This is a genomic window from Fructilactobacillus sp. X7R9C1, from assembly GCF_059901005.1.
This window is the reverse complement of record NZ_JBWXVG010000005.1, coordinates 13,998-29,583: the sequence shown is the minus strand read 5'-3', so window position 1 is coordinate 29,583 and position 15,586 is coordinate 13,998. Positions and strand designations below refer to the sequence as shown.

The window sequence follows — 15,586 nt, the reverse complement described above, 5'->3', positions numbered from 1 at the left end:
AAAAAGACTCCTAGTCAGAGCCCTTACTTATTAATTCATATTTCTAAGCTGGTCATTTTTAGTGTAAAAACTATGATAACCCATGTAACATGCGATGATTGAACTAACGGCCGTAATCCCAAGCAACATGAAAGTTACCATGATCTGGTACTTAATGGCCTTAACCGGATCAACACCAGCAAAGATTAAACCAGCCATCATCCCGGGTAAACTAACCAGTCCAACGGTCATCGCAGTATCAATCGTGGGCTGCATCCCGGTCTTAATGCTGTCACGCACAATGTCAGAACAGGATGTCTTCACGTCGGCTCCCAGAGCTAATTTTTCAATAATCTGCTGTCTCCGGTCTTTAAACATGGAATTCATACTTCGATAACAAAGTCCCAAGGCAACCATTGAGTTACTGGCAACCATTCCGGTAATTGGTACCACTTGAGACGGGATAAACTTAATTGCTCCCGCAAAGACTAATACCGCAAGTACGACAATCGTGCTACTTCCTAATGCAATGATGGAAATGGGGAGTGCGTGTTCCATACCGTCACTACGTCCTTTGGCGTTATAAGCTGCGTTAAACAAAATAATTAAGATTAAAATCAGGGTTAAAAAAACGTTATTGATCCGAAAAACGAATCGTAAAACGTACCCAACTATAAATAACTGAACCACACAACGGATGGTGGCAATGATAATTGACTTATCAATGCCCAACTTTTCTTTCCATCCGACAAATAACGCGATTAAGACCAGGAGTCCAGTTAATGCGAGCGCTTGATTTGAAACAATTAAATTAGGCATCTTTATCTCCTTTAACTAGTCGTCCGTTAACAATTGTGACTAACTCGGTGGCATGGTCAATCTCACCTTGATCATGAGTAATCATGATGACCGTGGTGTGATCTTTTTGATTAATGTAGTTAATCATCTTGTGCACACTTTCCTTGGTGTTCTCATCAAGGCCAGTGGTAACCTCATCTAAAATAAGCACATCAGGCACAAACATGATGTTGCGAATTAATGCGACCCGTTGGCGTTCCCCACCAGAAAGATTATCGACCGTCCGATCCAAATCACCATCACCTAGATCGACGGTTTGAAGTGCTTTTAACGCATGTTCTTTATCAAACGGTTTATTTCGAATCTGATATGGGAACTCAAGATTATCCTTGACCGTATTGCCAAACAAGGTGGGTTGCTGAACGGCGTATGATACTTTTCTCCGATACTCAATTGGATTTAAATCAGCGACGTTTTGGCCTTCAAAAATTACTTCACCAGAACTGGGAGTCAAAAGATCCGCCAAAAGTCTCACAAAAGTTGTCTTCCCACTCCCTGATGGACCAGTGATCGTAACGATTTCTCCGGCATCAACGCTCCAGCTGATATCCTTGATAATCTCACGTCCATCAGCGTCGTAGCATAGGTTTTTAGTTTCTAGTACTGCCATTTTGATACCTCTCTTTTCTTTTTAACAAATTAACAGTATGATTATACAACACTTTTGTATCATATATGAGTCTGCTATAATGACGTAGACGTTGTTATGAAGAAAAAAGGAGTTCTAATGAGTTATAAAAGAGTTAGAAACGGTTCAAAAAGATCGTCAAATGTTTCGGTAGAACTCCACCAACGAGTTACGGTCACCATCAAGCGTCTCGGAATTAATGGTGAGGGAATTGGTTATTTTCACCGCAAATTAATTTTTATTCCTGGTGCGCTAGTTGGTGAATTAGTTCAAGCTGATGTAACCGAGATTAAACCTAAATACCTACGCGGAAAATTAGTTCAAATTGATAAGGAAAGTCCCTTTCGGGTTAAACCGCGTGATCCATATGCTGGAGAAGTTGGTGGTTTTGAACTCGAAGACCTCGCATACCCTAAGCAACTGGAATTCAAACGTGATTTAGTTAAACAATCGCTTAGAAGATATCATCCGAGGGCTTATGATCATTATGATGTCAGGGAAACGATCGGGATGGATAATCCCTATGAATACCGTAATAAGGCCCAGTTTCAAGTTCGAACTGAAGCAAACGGAAGAGTCATCGCCGGATTATATAAAGAAGGAACTCACGAAGTGGTCGACATGGAGACCTGCTCCGTTCAGTATCCGCTTACCATGAAGGTCATGCACGCTTTAGTCGAAATGGTTCAGGAACTAAACATCCCAACGTTCGTTGAATCCAATCACTCTGGCATTTTAAAAACCTTGGTAGTTCGAGCAGCTCTCAATACCAACGACGTGCAGGTGGTTTTCATCACTAACACGCCCAAGTTGATTAAGAAAAATCAACTCTTAGAAATGATTTCCGATCGCCTTCCAGAAGTCACTTCCGTCATGCAAAACATCAATCCTGGTGACTCACCTTTGATCTGGGGAGAAAAGACGGTTCATTTAGCTGGAAATGATAGTATTACCGAAAAAATTAATGGTTTATCATTTGAGTTGTCACCAAGAGCTTTCCTCCAACTCAACAGCATCATGACACCAAAACTCTACGATTTAGCTGGAACAGCCCTCAATCTTGATTCTGATGATCGTTTGATTGATGCATATTCTGGGGTAGGAACCATCGGTCTTTCATTAGCAAACCAAGTTTCTGAAGTTAGAGGAATGGATACCATTAAGGAAGCCATCACCGACGCCAATCATAATGCAGCAATCAATCATATTGATAACGCCACCTACTACTTTGGCAGTGCCGAGGATTTGATGCCGCAGTGGATAACCGAGGGTTTTAAACCCACGGCACTGGTGGTTGACCCACCACGCGTTGGCCTTGACCAACACTTAATTGATGCCATTTTAACCGCTAAACCACAAAAATTTGTATATGTTTCATGTAATCCATCAACGCTAGCTCAGAACCTAGTTCAACTAACGAAGTCTTATAACGTGGACTACCTGCAACCAGTTGATATGATGCCACAGACTCCGCACGTCGAAGTCGTCGTCAAATTTACTTTAAAGTCTTAGAAAGGTCCAATTGTCAATGAATCCATTCGATAACGGCAATAATAGTGGGAATAATGGCATGAACAACATGTTCTTGCCACCTAACTACGCCGTCGTGCAAAATAAAGAAACCCAAGAAGTCAAAGTCCAAAAGGTGGGCTTCTCATTCACTACGCTAGTTTTTGGAATCTGGCCTTCTATTTTTCGTGGTGATTTCTATAATACCCTTTGTATGCTAGGGGTGGATTTTATCCTAGCAATGGCACTTACCGTCTTAACTGGATTAAACATCGCATCCTCTGCCTATGAGATTTTTGCAATCATGCCATTAGCATGGAGTTTTGTATACAATATGATGTTTTTCCGGCATTTGCAAAACAAGGGATTTGTTCCAATCAATAAACGTTCAGCTGAACTTTTAAAACGAAGTCATTATTATAAATAATTAGGAACACAAAAAACACTTCACATAATGTGAAGTGTTTTTTTGTTTGAGATTAATGATTTTATAGCATAACGGTAACGGCAGCAGCAACGATGATCAAAGCTAAACCGATCAAAGTAGCAACCATTTCCTTTGGAGTCTTCTTCTGGTGTAAGAAGTAAACACCGGTCAAGGTAGCAACAACTACTGATACCTGTGATAGAACGAATCCAGTTGAAAGGCCTAACATGTTTGGCTGTGCAGCAATCAAGTATGAGAATGCGGCAATTGCAAAGAAGAAACCAGCAATAATCTGTTTGTATGAAACACCCTCAGCAAACACATTTTCACTCTTCATGTTCATCAAACCGTAGATAATAGCCATCAAGACCATTCCCATTGCCTGTGGCAAGAATGCTTCCATTGGGGTCATTACTGAAGTGGACTGTGGCAAAATTCCCTTAGCCCAAGTCAAGTTATTAACCTGTGGAGCGGCTGAGTATAACCAGTAACCAATAACACCAATTAACTGTAAGATAACGGCTTTTTCAAGCGCACCTTTATTAACGTTTTCTTTATTTTGGCTCCAAGTGGTAAGAGTGGCACCGATAATGATAACGATCAAAGCAAGGATTCCAATGATCTTATGACCAATACCAGGCCAACTACTTAACGCAAATGCACCCCACAAAGCAGTTACAATCAACTGAAATGCGGTCGTGATTGGCATAACTCTTGAAGAACCAATCAAAGAATAACCTTTAAAGGCCATGATTTGACCGAAGCCCCAACCCATACCAGACAAGATTCCGTAGACTAAGTTCCAGCCCATTGGGAAGCCAGCTTGGGTGAATAATAAGACAACAATCGCAAAAATCAATGTACCAACTGTGGCACCAAAGATTTGGTTCGTTGGTTTACCACCAATTTTTGATGAAATAGTTGGAAATAGCCCCCAACCAATCACTGGAATTAATCCAATTAATATTGCTTCAAAACTCATATCCCATACCTTCTTTTCAAAATACTTTTGTAACCCTTATTTACGAAATTAATTATAACACGTCAAAAATAAAAAGAAAACGTTTTCATTAAGAAAAATTTAAAAACTTGCCAAAGCAAGTCTTAATTAATGGGTTTAAAAGCTTGCGTGGCCTTAACCGCTCGCTTCCATCCCTGATACAATTTATCTCGTTCAGCTGCTTTCATTGAAGGAGTGAAAATCTTTCCCTCTTCGTAAATGGACTGAACTTCATCTAAATCTTTCCAGAACCCGGTTGCTAGTCCACTCAAGATGGCAGCCCCAAATCCGGTCGTTTCTTCATCGCTGGCTCGTTGAACCGGAATATTCAAAATGTCAGACTGAAACTGCATTAGGTAACTATTGCGACTAGCTCCCCCATCAGCTCGAATCTGTGGAATATCGAGATCGGTATCGGACTCCATTGTGTTAACGATATCCTTAGTTCCGTACGCAATTGACTGAAGCGTGGCCTTTACAAAATCATCACTGTTAGTTCCTCGGGTAATCCCAAAAACGGCTCCTCTGACATTTTGGTCCCAATATGGGGCCCCTAATCCATTAAAAGCAGGAACAACGTATATTTCATTGTGGTCGGTCGATCGTTTAGCCGCCTGTCTGGACTCAGGAACACTGGTGATAATCTTCATTTGGTCTCGAAGCCACGTCAACGCACTTCCAGCCACGAAGATTGAACCCTCAAGTGCATACGTAATTTTTCCGTTAATTCCATACGCAATGGTCGTCAACAAATTCTCGTCTGAGTACTGCGGCTGGTGTCCCGTATTCATCATGATGAAAGCACCATCACCATAGGTGTTTTCAACCATTCCCTTTGAAAAGCCCATTTGTCCGATCAACGCCGCCTGCTGATCGCCAGCAATTCCAGCAATTGGGACACTAACACCATAAAATTGGTAGTTTTCGGTCGTTCCATAAACTTCATCAGAAGCATGAACGGTCGGAAGCATGATCTTTGGAATGTTTAAAATCTTCAAGATTTCGTCGTCCCACTTTAAGTCATTAATGTTAAACATCATCGTTCGACTGGCGTTCGTATAATCAGTAATGTGATATTTCCCACCAGACAATTTCCAGACGAGCCACGTATCAATGGTCCCAAATAACAATTCACCATCAGAAGCGCGCTTCTGTGAACCATTAACGTGGTCTAAAATCCACCTGACCTTGGTAGCAGAAAAATACGAGTCAATGACTAGGCCCGTTTTTTTATGAATTAGGTCCTCGTACCCTCTGTTTTTTAAGTCTTCAGCAATTGAATTAGTTTGTTTTGAAAGCCAACCAATGGCATTGTAAATGGGTTTGCCGGTCACTTTGTCCCACACTACCGTGGTCTCACGCTGATTGGTAATCCCCACTGAGGCAATGTTTTCGGGGTGAATGGAGGCGTCAATCAAGGCACTCGCAATGGCAGAAAGCACGGAGTTCCAAATCTCGTTTGGATCCTGTTCAACCCATCCGTCACTATTGATAATCTGAGGAACTTCCTTGTAACTTTCAATGACTTTTCTACCACTATGATCATAAATGATCGCTCTCGTACTAGTCGATCCTTGATCAATCGCTAGGACGTAATCTTTATTGTCAGACAACTGGTTCATCTCCGTTTCATCGTATTTTTGATACTCATATTAGCACGATTCAATTCATCTCACTACTTGAAAATAAAAGAGAAAGTAGAATAAAATCTACTTTCTCTTTTATGGCATCATTAATTAACGCTTAACTTCAACCCGAATGTCAGCATCAATATCTTTTGGCTCAACCTGTTCGTCATAAGAAAAATCAGCATCTTTAAAGTATTCCTTGATTTCAGCATTAATCTCGTTTAAATCACGAACATCATTATCCTGACGTTTAATCAATAACGTGTACTGCTTGTTATCTTCATCAACGTTTTCAAAATCATAACCAACGTCAACCGTGTTTAAGATTTCTTGAATCATTTGTCTTTCAGTCATTGCCATAATTCATACTCTCCTTAATAATCTTCATACGCTAAGCTTATTCTATTTTCTAATATTTGTAAAATCATATCTCAAAAAATCATGTGGAACACGGGCTTCATGATATAATTATATTACACTGACATTGAAAGGTGGGTTACATGGAAAACATGGAAAATAAAAGAGTTCTAGCCATTCCAACTGGTGAAAATTTTCGTGAGTTAGGTGGATACCAAACTGTTGATGGTAAAACCACTAAGTGGCACAAGTTACTACGTGCGGGACACTTAGGTGAGCTCAGTGAAAATGATCTAAAAACCCTTGAGCATTACGGGGTTCGCTTTGACGTTGATCTCAGAAGTCAACCTGAAGTCGACATGCTGGCCGATCAAGTGGAAACTTCTGCTGTCGACTACATTTTTGATCCGATCTTTAAAGAAGACGCAACTGACAATTCGAAAAGTCCAGCTGAAATGAAGAAAGTCCTGTGCAATCACCCTAATTATGGTCATGATCATATGGAACACGTCTATAAAAGCATGATTAAAACGAAACACTGTCGTTTGGCTTTTAAAAAATTATTTGAAGTTCTACTCGATAACAGGCAAGATGACGAGTCCGTCCTATTTCACTGTACAGCTGGAAAAGACCGAACCGGAATGTCTGCGACCATGATCCTCTCTGCCCTAGGAGTCGATCGTAAAACCATCGAAGAAGATTACCTGTTAACCAATCAGGTGGCAAAACCAGTGATTGATGCTCGATTAGAGCAAGCCAAAGAAGAAGGATATAATGATGCAGCCCTAAAGAGTCTAAGATCCCTTTATAGTGTCTCATTAGACTTTTTCAATGCCGCAATGGATGAAATCAATCAATTATACGGCGGAATGAACCAATTTCTCCATGAAGGTATTGGATTGACCAATGCCGACATTCATCAGTTACGTCAAATTTACCTTGAATAATTTGCATATTGTTAATTCGGCTAGGTAATGATACGATGAGTTTATCAAAAGTAGTCTAATATTTAAGTGATAAGAGAAGTGGCGGTTGGTGCAAGCCACACAGGATATTAGATGAACTACCTAAAATTACACATCAAAATAAGTGCAGGTACTTTTGTATCTGAACGTGGGTGGTACCGCGCACAAGCGTCCCAGTAGTCAATTACTACTAGGACGCTTTTTATTTATCAACAACAGGAGGAAAACAACAATGAATATCATTGAAGATTTAAAATGGCGAGGTGCCATTAACCAAACAACCGACGAAGACGGACTAGAAAAATTAACCAACGAGAAAAAGATTGCCCTATACTGTGGGGTCGATCCAACTGGTGATAGTATGCACATTGGTCACCTAATTCCGTTTATGATCATGGAACGTTTTTCACGGGCTGGTTTTCACCCTTACATCCTAATCGGCGGGGCCACCGGTTCCATCGGTGATCCAAGTGGGAGAAACACCGAACGTCCCCTTCAGACCAAACAGATGGTCAAACACAACGTTAACGCCTTAACAAAGCAAATGAAGCACCTCTTTGGCAGTGACAGTAACATTCACATCGTGAATAACTACGACTGGACGTCTAACGTGTCACTGCTTGATTTTCTTCGTGACTACGGAAAACTCTTTAACGTCAACACCATGTTATCAAAAGAAGTGGTGGCCAGTCGCCTGGAAAAGGGCATTTCCTTCACAGAATTCACCTACCAAATCCTACAAGCATTGGACTTTCTCACTCTTTATCGTGACCATGACGTTCAACTTCAGATTGGTGGTGGAGACCAATGGGGAAACATCACGGCCGGAATTGACCTCATTCATCGCGTTGAAGGTCAAGACGCCGAGGTATACGGATTAACCATCCCATTAATGCTTAAATCAGACGGAACTAAGTTTGGAAAAACCGCTGGTGGTGCTGTTTGGCTTGATCCGGAAAAGACCTCACCGTATGAATTTTACCAGTTCTGGCTAAACCAAAACGACGCTGACGTTATCAAATACCTCAAATACTTCACCTTTTTGCCTAAGGATCAAATTGATGAACTGGCCCAAAAAGTTAAAGATGAGCCTTGGAAACGAGAAGCCCAGAAGACATTAGCACGTGAGGTCACGAAATTTGTGCACGGTGAAGACGCCGTTAAGCAGGCCGAAAATATCTCAAAAATTCTTTTTAAAGGCAACGTTCAAGACCTATCAGTAAAAGAAGTTAGTCAGGCATTTAACAGTGTCCCAACGTCTGCGATTAGTTCTGATCCCGTAAACGTAGTCGATTTAATCATTGCGGCTGGAGTTGATAAATCCAAACGTCAGGCTAGAGAAGACGTTAATAATGGCGCTATTACCATCAATGGAGCAAAGGTTACCGACGTCAACACTGAAATTAACCCCCAAGCTCAATTTGACGGGAAGTTTATCATCATACGACGCGGCAAGAAACGTTACTTCTTAGCTAAAGTTAAGTAAATAAATCCCGGTATCATAAATATGGTACTGGGATTTTTTTGGATCCAAAAAAGGGGGCGAAGAATTATTCTTCGTCCCCTTTGCATCTTGTTTTTCGTTTGAGTAATCGTTAACTTGAAATTAAATCTTACCAGTAGTTATGTGATGCTCGAAATTGAGCAGCGGCAGCGATTGAACCGTAACGTGAAACTGCGTATTGACGAGCCACACGTTCTTGGTTAGCTGGAGAGTAATCACCATTTAAGTATGATGAAGACAATTGGTATTTACCAATGTACTGACCGTTTCGAGCACTGTATGAGTTACCAGATTCAACTTGTGCAATTGATGCTAAACCAGAGTTATCACCGGCATTGCTTGCATTATTGTTACTGCTTGCAGCAGGTTGAGTAGTGGTTGTAGTTGTTGCTTGTTGTTGTGTTTGAGCAGGTTGTGCGTTTTGCTGTGGTGCAGCAGTGTATTGTGCATTGCTACTTACCTGAGCAGATGGTTGTGTTTGAGTATTGTTACTTTGGTAAGTCATGTTGCTTGCGTTAGTAGGTAATGTTAACTTTTCTCCGACATGAATCAGGTTGACATTTTTAAGGTGGTTAGCCTTAACAATGCTGCTGATGCTAGTGTTATGTTGCTTTGCGATTTTTGAGACTGTGTCACCGCTCTTAACGGTAACTTGATTAGTGTTAGTGGCAGCATTGGCGTTGAAGCCTGCAGTCATTAACACACCGGCTACTGTGAAAATAGATGCTAAAAGCACCTTTACGTTTCTAGATTTTAATAAAATGATAAATCACTCCTATAAATTTTTGTTACTTCCGTTTTCTTAAAACTGAAATATACTCAAACAACAATTTCACATTCTAAATACTGTTATTTACATGGCAAAAACAGCAATGTTAAAAAAACCGATTATTTTGTCACGTTGTAACGTCAATGTAACAAAACTCGCAATAATGCCCGTTTTCAAGGATTGATCAACATTTCACAACACCAATTTTTAGCAAAAGAAAAAGCCTTCTGCCATAAAAAAAGTTATTAAAAGCATAAGACTTTACTTAATTTCATCATTTTTCAGCTAATTTTCGATTAAAATAGTGCTCTAATTTACTCTTAGGATACACTCCGGTGACCTTCTCAACGCCCTTCCCGTTACGAAATAATACTAGTGTCGGAATACTCATGACCCGGTATTTTCTGGCAATCTCCTGATTATCATCGACATTAAGCTTTAAAAACTTGATTCGACCTTTGTACTCACGTTCCAATTCTAAAATCAACGGATCCATCATTTTACATGGACCACACCATGGGGCCCAGAAGTCAACCACGGTCATTGGTCCCGTAATTTCTGAGTCAAAATTATTCTGATTTAGATCCACTGCCATAGTCTTTCCCCCTCTTCACGTTAATCACATGGATAACTAAAGTAGCCACTAGTGTGACAATTACCAAGATCCCAAACCATCCCGCTGGAATCTCAATGTCAATCATTGGAATCGATAAGAAAAGTTTCAATGCAATGATAATGATCAAGAAGTACGCCATCGGCTGTAGTTCAGGAATCTTTTTCATCAACATCATTATGACTTCAGCTACTCCACGCATCGCTAAAATCCCAATCATCCCACCAATTAAGACGATCACTGGATTAGGTGAAATGGCTAACGACGCTAGCACTGAGTCAATTGAAAAGATAATGTCCATGAATTCAATCTGAACTACCACCCACCAAAAGTACTTGCGGGTGTGGTTTTTCTTATTTGGTTTGACCTGATGAGTTCGGCTCTTTTTGTGCTTATTCTTGTGCATATTATAGAAGAAACTAAACGCAAGATAAAACAAATAAGCTGCACCTAAGACCTTAATGATCCAGAACCTAATTAGGTACACTCCGACTCCGATGATCAAAAAGCGAAAGATGTATGCTCCCCACATTCCGTAAAACAAAGATTCTTCCTGCCACTTTTTAGTAGGAAGAACTTGAGTCTGGGCCGCAAGGACAACTGCATTATCAACGGATAAAAGACATTCAATCACTACCAATGAGAAAATAATCAACCAGTCATTTCCAGACGTTATGACGGTCTCCCAGTTATGTAGATCAAAAAAAGGACCATATAATTTAGCGAGTAGGTCGAACAATCAAAGACTCCTCCATTAGTTAGTTGTAATTAGTAATTGTTAATTGCTTTAACGTCGTATTTCATTAATTGATGGTTCACGATGACACCAATTAGCTTATTAGCGTAGTCGGGATCGGTAGCGTAGCCATTTTTTTGCAACAAGTTGGCTTCTTGTCTAAAACTCGTGATGCCCGTTTTCTTTAAAAACTTGGTATTTAAAGTCTCGTTATGATCCTCGATGGCATCAGCAACCGAGGGGTATTTTCTAAACTGACCCACTTCGGTCGTTTTCTTTTTATTAACGTACTCGGTTGTATCGTACGAGATTGACTGACCATTGTACGTTCCTTTGATTCCAAACGGATTATTGGCTTTCTTATAAAGTTCGGATTGCCCCCAATTCGATTCGAGAATAGCCTGTCCGATCACGATACTTGGCAAAACCTGTTGTTTTTTCTCGTAAATCTTAACGGCTGGGTCACCAATTTTTTGAATAAACTCTTTGTGCTGAGTTTCGATCTCTTGATCACGTTTCTTGGTTGCGTTATTCATTTGCTCTTGTCGAACTTGATATGAATGATTAATCAACATGTGTCTAATCTTAAATGCAGCGAATACAAGTAGTAAGACGACGACTACTCCAATCACAACTGCAATCCACACGTTTTTCTTTTTACTGTGTTTCACGGACAACATCTCCCTATGTGGTTATTATACCTTAGCCAACCATTTTTTGTTGAGTATTTATGATTACTTAAAAAAGTTTCTTACTCATTTCCAATTACGCATTATAATAGAAGAAACACTCACTAAAATCGACTAACTTAGCCATTTAGTGTAGTATGAAGATATCTGACAATATAGTAACGGGAGTAGTTTTGCATTGATTAAAATTGAAAAAATCAACCAAAATATTAACTGGATTAAAACCATCGATTGCCGTCCAGCTGATAAGGAAATTTTAAAAACAGAATACCATTTAAACAACGAAATGCTCTATTATGCACTTGACCGTCACGAACGACCTCGGGTTGAATATTACGATGAAGAAGGAGTCCTCCTTTTCATATTTGATGTGGCCGAACCGACTCGTTTTAACGGGGATGTTTCTGCTGAACCAATTGGAATCATAACCCATGACAACATGTTATTTACGTTCACGGCTGATAAAACTAACTTCGTTAACGAACTCATTTCTACCATTATAAAGAAAGCCGGTTCAAAACAACTCGCAGAATTGCAACCAATTGACGTAATTAATAAAACGTTGTACCAACTATCCGTCCAATACTTTGATTATATTAACCAAATCAACAGTGTCAGAACTAACATTCAACGTAACTTACGTGGCAAGGCCAATAAAAGTGCCATTAACCACCTGCTTAATCTACAGACCGACTTAGTATATTTCCTAACGTCACTCGGATCAAACAACGATATGATTAACGACTTCAAGCGGCGTTTTACAAGGGACCTCACTGAGGATCAAAAAGCTGCCGTTGAAGATATCAGTATCGAACTTCAACAGGGACTTTCAATGGCAGAGATGGCGAACGCCGCGACCCAGCAAGTAGCAAGCGCTTATTCCAACCTCCTTGATAGTGACTTGAACAACACGATTAAGTTTTTAACCGTTTTTTCGTTAATTCTAAGTGTTCCAAACATCGTATTTGGGTTCTATGGTGAAAACGTAAAACTTCCATTTATGGATAAACCATCAGCGTGGATTATAACCATTATCATCACGATCATTTTTATCATCATTGTGTTGCTGTTTTTACGTGCAAACCATTTCTTTAAGAACTAATTTAATATAAAATGAGCATGAGGGGGTAGTGAAATAAAATGAAAGGAATTTTCTTCGATGAAACATTTTATAAGGACGTTACACGAAAATAGGATTTTCTCTTTAATTATTTGGCTAGTTGTCATTTTTATGGCAATTGTCAGTCTCCCCAACCTGAGTCAGGTTGTGATGCAGGCTGGCAACCCGGAAATGAACTCAAAGTCCCAGATGTATAAAGCACAGAACTTACAGAACCAATGGGGCGAAGGCTTAGATGGAACCACAAGTATGAACATCGTTTACCACGCCAACAAGGGTAAAATTACCAGTTCTGAGCAAAAGGACATTTACAATCGGGTTGGTATGATTCAGAAAAGTAACGGGGACAACGGTATTAGTCGGATCACCACCGCTCACACGAGCCCGAATGGTGCCTCAAAGTTTATCTCCAACGATCAATCAACCGAGATTGTGAATATTCATGTTCCAAAAAGCAATGCCACAAGTGCAAGTTTTGCTAACACGCTTCAAAAGCAATTCAACGTTGATAATGGACTGAAGACGTACGTCACCGGTCCGCAATTAATTAATCAAGACAACAATGAGAAGATTTTAAGCGTCACTAACATTGTGACCATTGCAATTTTCATTCTTTCTTTAGTCTTTATTGCCATTGCATTTAGATCACTATTAGCACCGGTTTTTACCTTTATCATCCTGATCATCGCTTACCTGGTTTCATTAAGTGCAACAGCTTTAATGTCAACTCAACTTAGTCTCCCGTATTCGCCATACATTCCTTTAGTAACTGGCTTGGTAGTAACTTTATTTGGTACCCTTGCTAGTTTCTTTTTGTATCGACGTTTTGAATTGGCACTTAAAAACGAAAGCGTTGACCCCAGTAAAACAGCCACTAAAAGTCTTACATATCCACTTGGGGCAACCGCAATAATTACGTCATTAGCATTTGGATCACTTTACCTGCTCAAGTTTAGTTCGGTTCGGGCCATTGGTAGCGTCGCCATTGTCGTACTAATAACTCTATTCGCCGTGATGACCGTGACCCCAATGTTCATGCAACTCCTTGGACCAACCTTTTTCTGGCCAAAGAAGAAGACTTTAAAACTCGCAAACGAGGGCTTCTGGGGTAAACTTGCCCATGTCTCGTTTTTAAAACCTCTCCTAGGACTACTAATTGCATTAGTGATTACGGTCCCACTAGTTTTATTCTATCGTCCTAATGTAACCTACCTTACTAACAACAATTTAATTGCTAATGATCAGGCTGAAGTCGGTAGACACATCCTTCAAAATCACTTTAATAAGGGAAAACCAACTCCAGTCACTATTTACATCAAAAATAACCGACCCTTTAATAATGACAACACCATTAGTGCCATTGACCAGGTTACAACGAAGCTTCAGTCCCAAAAAAACGTTGCGCAGGTGTACTCTGTGACTCAACCAGGTGGGGATGAAATTGATAAATACTATTTACGAAATCAATTGAATAAGACCACTTCAACGCTTAATGGCATTAGTAATTCCCTTAAGGGCTCACAAAGAACCCTTAAGGGTGCAAACAAGACACTTCAACAGAAAAACATTAAGAATCAAACTAAATCAGTCGATTCACTGATTAGACAACTTGATCGGATTAGCGATACGAGTGAACAAGCTGACACCAACAATTTCAGCACATTCACTCCACTTGAAACGGCTCAGTCATCTAATCAAGCCCAGAAGTCCAAAAAACTTCGCCAAAATCTCTCACAAGTGTCTGATCAGTTGAGTACCACCAGTCAAAGCTTGACCCAGTTAAGCAACCAAATCTCTGACGCCCAAAATTCTGGACTGGAAGCGCAAGAAGCGGTCCAGCAATACAACGAACAAGCGTCTAAAGTTCGTGGTGAAATTGCGTCCGTTAACCGAACTTTAAAGGAAAGTAAGGATAAGTTAACGCCCGTCACTGGTTACTTAAATGGTGTCAAGAAGTCAAGTGCTGGGAATACCTTCTACATCTCACCGCAACAGATTAATGACACCGATTTTTATCAAACTAAGTATAATTTTGCAAGCGAAAACCAAAAAATCACTAAGCTCGAAGTAGAATTTAACAATGATCCCACTGGCAACACGAACTTAAATAACGTTCACAACATGCAAAATACGGTTAGAAACCAGTTACAAAACACCAGCCTTGAAAATGCTAAGGTCGCTTATACCGGCCAGCCAATTGAAAACGCCAACGTTCAAACTAACTTTGACCACGACTTTATTATTGGAATGATAATGATCATCTTAATCGTTTTCGCCTCCATCATCATCGTTAGTCGTTCCATTCTCCAACCATTTTGGTGGTTGGTCACATACGTGATGAGTGTCTTTTCCGCACTGAAGGCCACCCAACTTATCATGTACTATGCCGCAAGTGACAGTCAATTAAACTGGCAGGCATCCGTTTCAATGCTGGTTCCCCTTTCCATAACTGGGATATTTGAATTAACCTTTTTGGCCATTTCCTACCGAAAACAAAATCCAGACTTACTAGGATGGTTGACCGGTGGGACAAGTGCATTTACAAAAACAGTTAGTTACGTGATGTTTGCTACCATTATCATTACATTCGGTCTTTTCGTTAGTCTGCTTCACTCGCTTGACTTCATCGGACTGACCGTCATCATCACGATTATTATTTTTAATGTCATCCTGCCACTTGTCACGACTGGACTTGGCAAACTAGCAATCACGTTACCTCGTTCCGATTTGCATCATTGGCCCCTTTATAAAAACAAACGAGCCAAAAATAAATAATCAAAAAGCCATCAGTTAAACTGATGGCT

General features: G+C 40.1%; 15 protein-coding genes. 6 read left to right on the top strand and 9 right to left on the bottom strand.

What is annotated here, in order from left to right:
* Nucleotides 1-30: 30 nt before the first annotated feature.
* Nucleotides 31-798 (bottom strand): ABC transporter permease, encoded by a 768-nt coding sequence (locus AC6UD0_RS04575; RefSeq protein ID WP_500694054.1) that lies wholly within the window; start codon nucleotides 796-798, stop codon nucleotides 31-33.
* Nucleotides 791-1,447, bottom strand: a complete 657-nt coding sequence (locus AC6UD0_RS04570) for an ABC transporter ATP-binding protein (RefSeq protein ID WP_500694055.1) — start codon at nucleotides 1,445-1,447, stop codon at nucleotides 791-793. Before AC6UD0_RS04570 ends, AC6UD0_RS04575 begins: the two co-directional genes overlap by 8 nt.
* A 117-nt stretch (nucleotides 1,448-1,564) precedes the next feature.
* Here AC6UD0_RS04570 and rlmD point away from each other — a divergent pair, with 117 nt between their 5' ends.
* Together rlmD and AC6UD0_RS04560 are read left to right on the top strand one after the other, a co-directional pair.
* A complete protein-coding gene (gene rlmD / locus AC6UD0_RS04565; RefSeq protein ID WP_500695813.1) occupies nucleotides 1,565-2,977 on the top strand; it encodes a 23S rRNA (uracil(1939)-C(5))-methyltransferase RlmD in 1,413 nt (470 codons plus the stop codon).
* Nucleotides 2,978-2,987: 10 nt separating this feature from the next.
* The gene (locus AC6UD0_RS04560) at nucleotides 2,988-3,401 is read left to right on the top strand and encodes a hypothetical protein (protein ID WP_500694057.1); all 414 of its coding nucleotides are present in this window, start codon (nucleotides 2,988-2,990) and stop codon (nucleotides 3,399-3,401) included.
* 61 nt (nucleotides 3,402-3,462) lie between these two features.
* Here AC6UD0_RS04560 and rbsU read toward each other — a convergent pair whose 3' ends face one another.
* From rbsU to AC6UD0_RS04545, 3 genes are all read right to left on the bottom strand, one after another.
* Nucleotides 3,463-4,383, bottom strand: coding sequence for a ribose/proton symporter RbsU (gene rbsU / locus AC6UD0_RS04555; RefSeq protein WP_500694058.1), 921 nt, complete (start codon nucleotides 4,381-4,383; stop codon nucleotides 3,463-3,465).
* 122 nt (nucleotides 4,384-4,505) lie between these two features.
* Nucleotides 4,506-6,023, bottom strand: a complete 1,518-nt coding sequence (gene glpK / locus AC6UD0_RS04550) for a glycerol kinase GlpK (RefSeq protein ID WP_500694059.1) — start codon at nucleotides 6,021-6,023, stop codon at nucleotides 4,506-4,508.
* Nucleotides 6,024-6,137: 114 nt separating this feature from the next.
* A complete protein-coding gene (locus AC6UD0_RS04545) occupies nucleotides 6,138-6,389 on the bottom strand; it encodes a hypothetical protein (RefSeq protein ID WP_010022943.1) in 252 nt (83 codons plus the stop codon).
* Nucleotides 6,390-6,529: 140 nt separating this feature from the next.
* Between AC6UD0_RS04545 and AC6UD0_RS04540 the strand changes: the two genes are divergently transcribed.
* Both AC6UD0_RS04540 and tyrS read left to right on the top strand, forming a co-directional pair.
* Nucleotides 6,530-7,333: a tyrosine-protein phosphatase gene (locus tag AC6UD0_RS04540; RefSeq protein WP_500701256.1), complete on the top strand. Its 804-nt coding sequence runs from the start codon at nucleotides 6,530-6,532 to the stop codon at nucleotides 7,331-7,333.
* A gap of 250 nt (nucleotides 7,334-7,583) precedes the next feature.
* Nucleotides 7,584-8,837: a tyrosine--tRNA ligase gene (gene tyrS, locus AC6UD0_RS04535; protein ID WP_500695816.1), complete on the top strand. Its 1,254-nt coding sequence runs from the start codon at nucleotides 7,584-7,586 to the stop codon at nucleotides 8,835-8,837.
* 127 nt (nucleotides 8,838-8,964) lie between these two features.
* Here tyrS and apf read toward each other — a convergent pair whose 3' ends face one another.
* The 4 genes from apf to AC6UD0_RS04515 all read right to left on the bottom strand — a co-directional run bounded on the left by apf (nucleotide 8,965) and on the right by AC6UD0_RS04515 (nucleotide 11,653).
* A complete protein-coding gene (gene apf / locus AC6UD0_RS04530; RefSeq protein ID WP_500694062.1) occupies nucleotides 8,965-9,591 on the bottom strand; it encodes an aggregation-promoting factor in 627 nt (208 codons plus the stop codon).
* A 307-nt stretch (nucleotides 9,592-9,898) separates the two neighbouring features.
* Complete coding sequence (gene trxA / locus AC6UD0_RS04525; RefSeq protein ID WP_500708263.1) at nucleotides 9,899-10,219, bottom strand: thioredoxin; 321 nt, start codon at nucleotides 10,217-10,219, stop codon at nucleotides 9,899-9,901.
* On the bottom strand, nucleotides 10,194-10,976 hold the full coding sequence (locus AC6UD0_RS04520; RefSeq protein WP_500694064.1) for a TerC family protein: 783 nt from the start codon (nucleotides 10,974-10,976) through the stop codon (nucleotides 10,194-10,196). Before AC6UD0_RS04520 ends, trxA begins: the two co-directional genes overlap by 26 nt.
* Nucleotides 10,977-11,005: 29 nt before the next feature.
* Nucleotides 11,006-11,653 (bottom strand): glycoside hydrolase family 73 protein, encoded by a 648-nt coding sequence (locus tag AC6UD0_RS04515; protein WP_500708260.1) that lies wholly within the window; start codon nucleotides 11,651-11,653, stop codon nucleotides 11,006-11,008.
* A 187-nt stretch (nucleotides 11,654-11,840) separates the two neighbouring features.
* Here AC6UD0_RS04515 and AC6UD0_RS04510 point away from each other — a divergent pair, with 187 nt between their 5' ends.
* Entirely contained in the window at nucleotides 11,841-12,764 is a 924-nt protein-coding gene (locus AC6UD0_RS04510; protein ID WP_500708257.1) for a magnesium transporter CorA family protein, read from the top strand.
* A gap of 129 nt (nucleotides 12,765-12,893) precedes the next feature.
* On the top strand, nucleotides 12,894-15,557 hold the full coding sequence (locus AC6UD0_RS04505; RefSeq protein ID WP_500707428.1) for an MMPL family transporter: 2,664 nt from the start codon (nucleotides 12,894-12,896) through the stop codon (nucleotides 15,555-15,557).
* The last annotated feature ends 29 nt before the right edge of the window (nucleotides 15,558-15,586 follow it).

Bases quoted from the DNA above. Each gene is read 5' to 3' on its own strand.
- AC6UD0_RS04570 (WP_500694055.1), bottom strand. From the start codon at position 1,447: ATGGCAGTACTAGAAACTAAAAACCTATGCTACGACGCTGATGGACGT.
- AC6UD0_RS04515 (WP_500708260.1), bottom strand. From the start codon at position 11,653: ATGTTGTCCGTGAAACACAGTAAAAAGAAAAACGTGTGGATTGCAGTT.
- glpK (WP_500694059.1), bottom strand. From the start codon at position 6,023: ATGAACCAGTTGTCTGACAATAAAGATTACGTCCTAGCGATTGATCAA.
- AC6UD0_RS04540 (WP_500701256.1), top strand. From the start codon at position 6,530: ATGGAAAACATGGAAAATAAAAGAGTTCTAGCCATTCCAACTGGTGAA.
- rlmD (WP_500695813.1), top strand. From the start codon at position 1,565: ATGAGTTATAAAAGAGTTAGAAACGGTTCAAAAAGATCGTCAAATGTT.
- AC6UD0_RS04545 (WP_010022943.1), bottom strand. From the start codon at position 6,389: ATGGCAATGACTGAAAGACAAATGATTCAAGAAATCTTAAACACGGTT.
- AC6UD0_RS04505 (WP_500707428.1), top strand. From the start codon at position 12,894: ATGGCAATTGTCAGTCTCCCCAACCTGAGTCAGGTTGTGATGCAGGCT.
- rbsU (WP_500694058.1), bottom strand. From the start codon at position 4,383: ATGAGTTTTGAAGCAATATTAATTGGATTAATTCCAGTGATTGGTTGG.
- trxA (WP_500708263.1), bottom strand. From the start codon at position 10,219: ATGGCAGTGGATCTAAATCAGAATAATTTTGACTCAGAAATTACGGGA.
- tyrS (WP_500695816.1), top strand. From the start codon at position 7,584: ATGAATATCATTGAAGATTTAAAATGGCGAGGTGCCATTAACCAAACA.
- AC6UD0_RS04575 (WP_500694054.1), bottom strand. From the start codon at position 798: ATGCCTAATTTAATTGTTTCAAATCAAGCGCTCGCATTAACTGGACTC.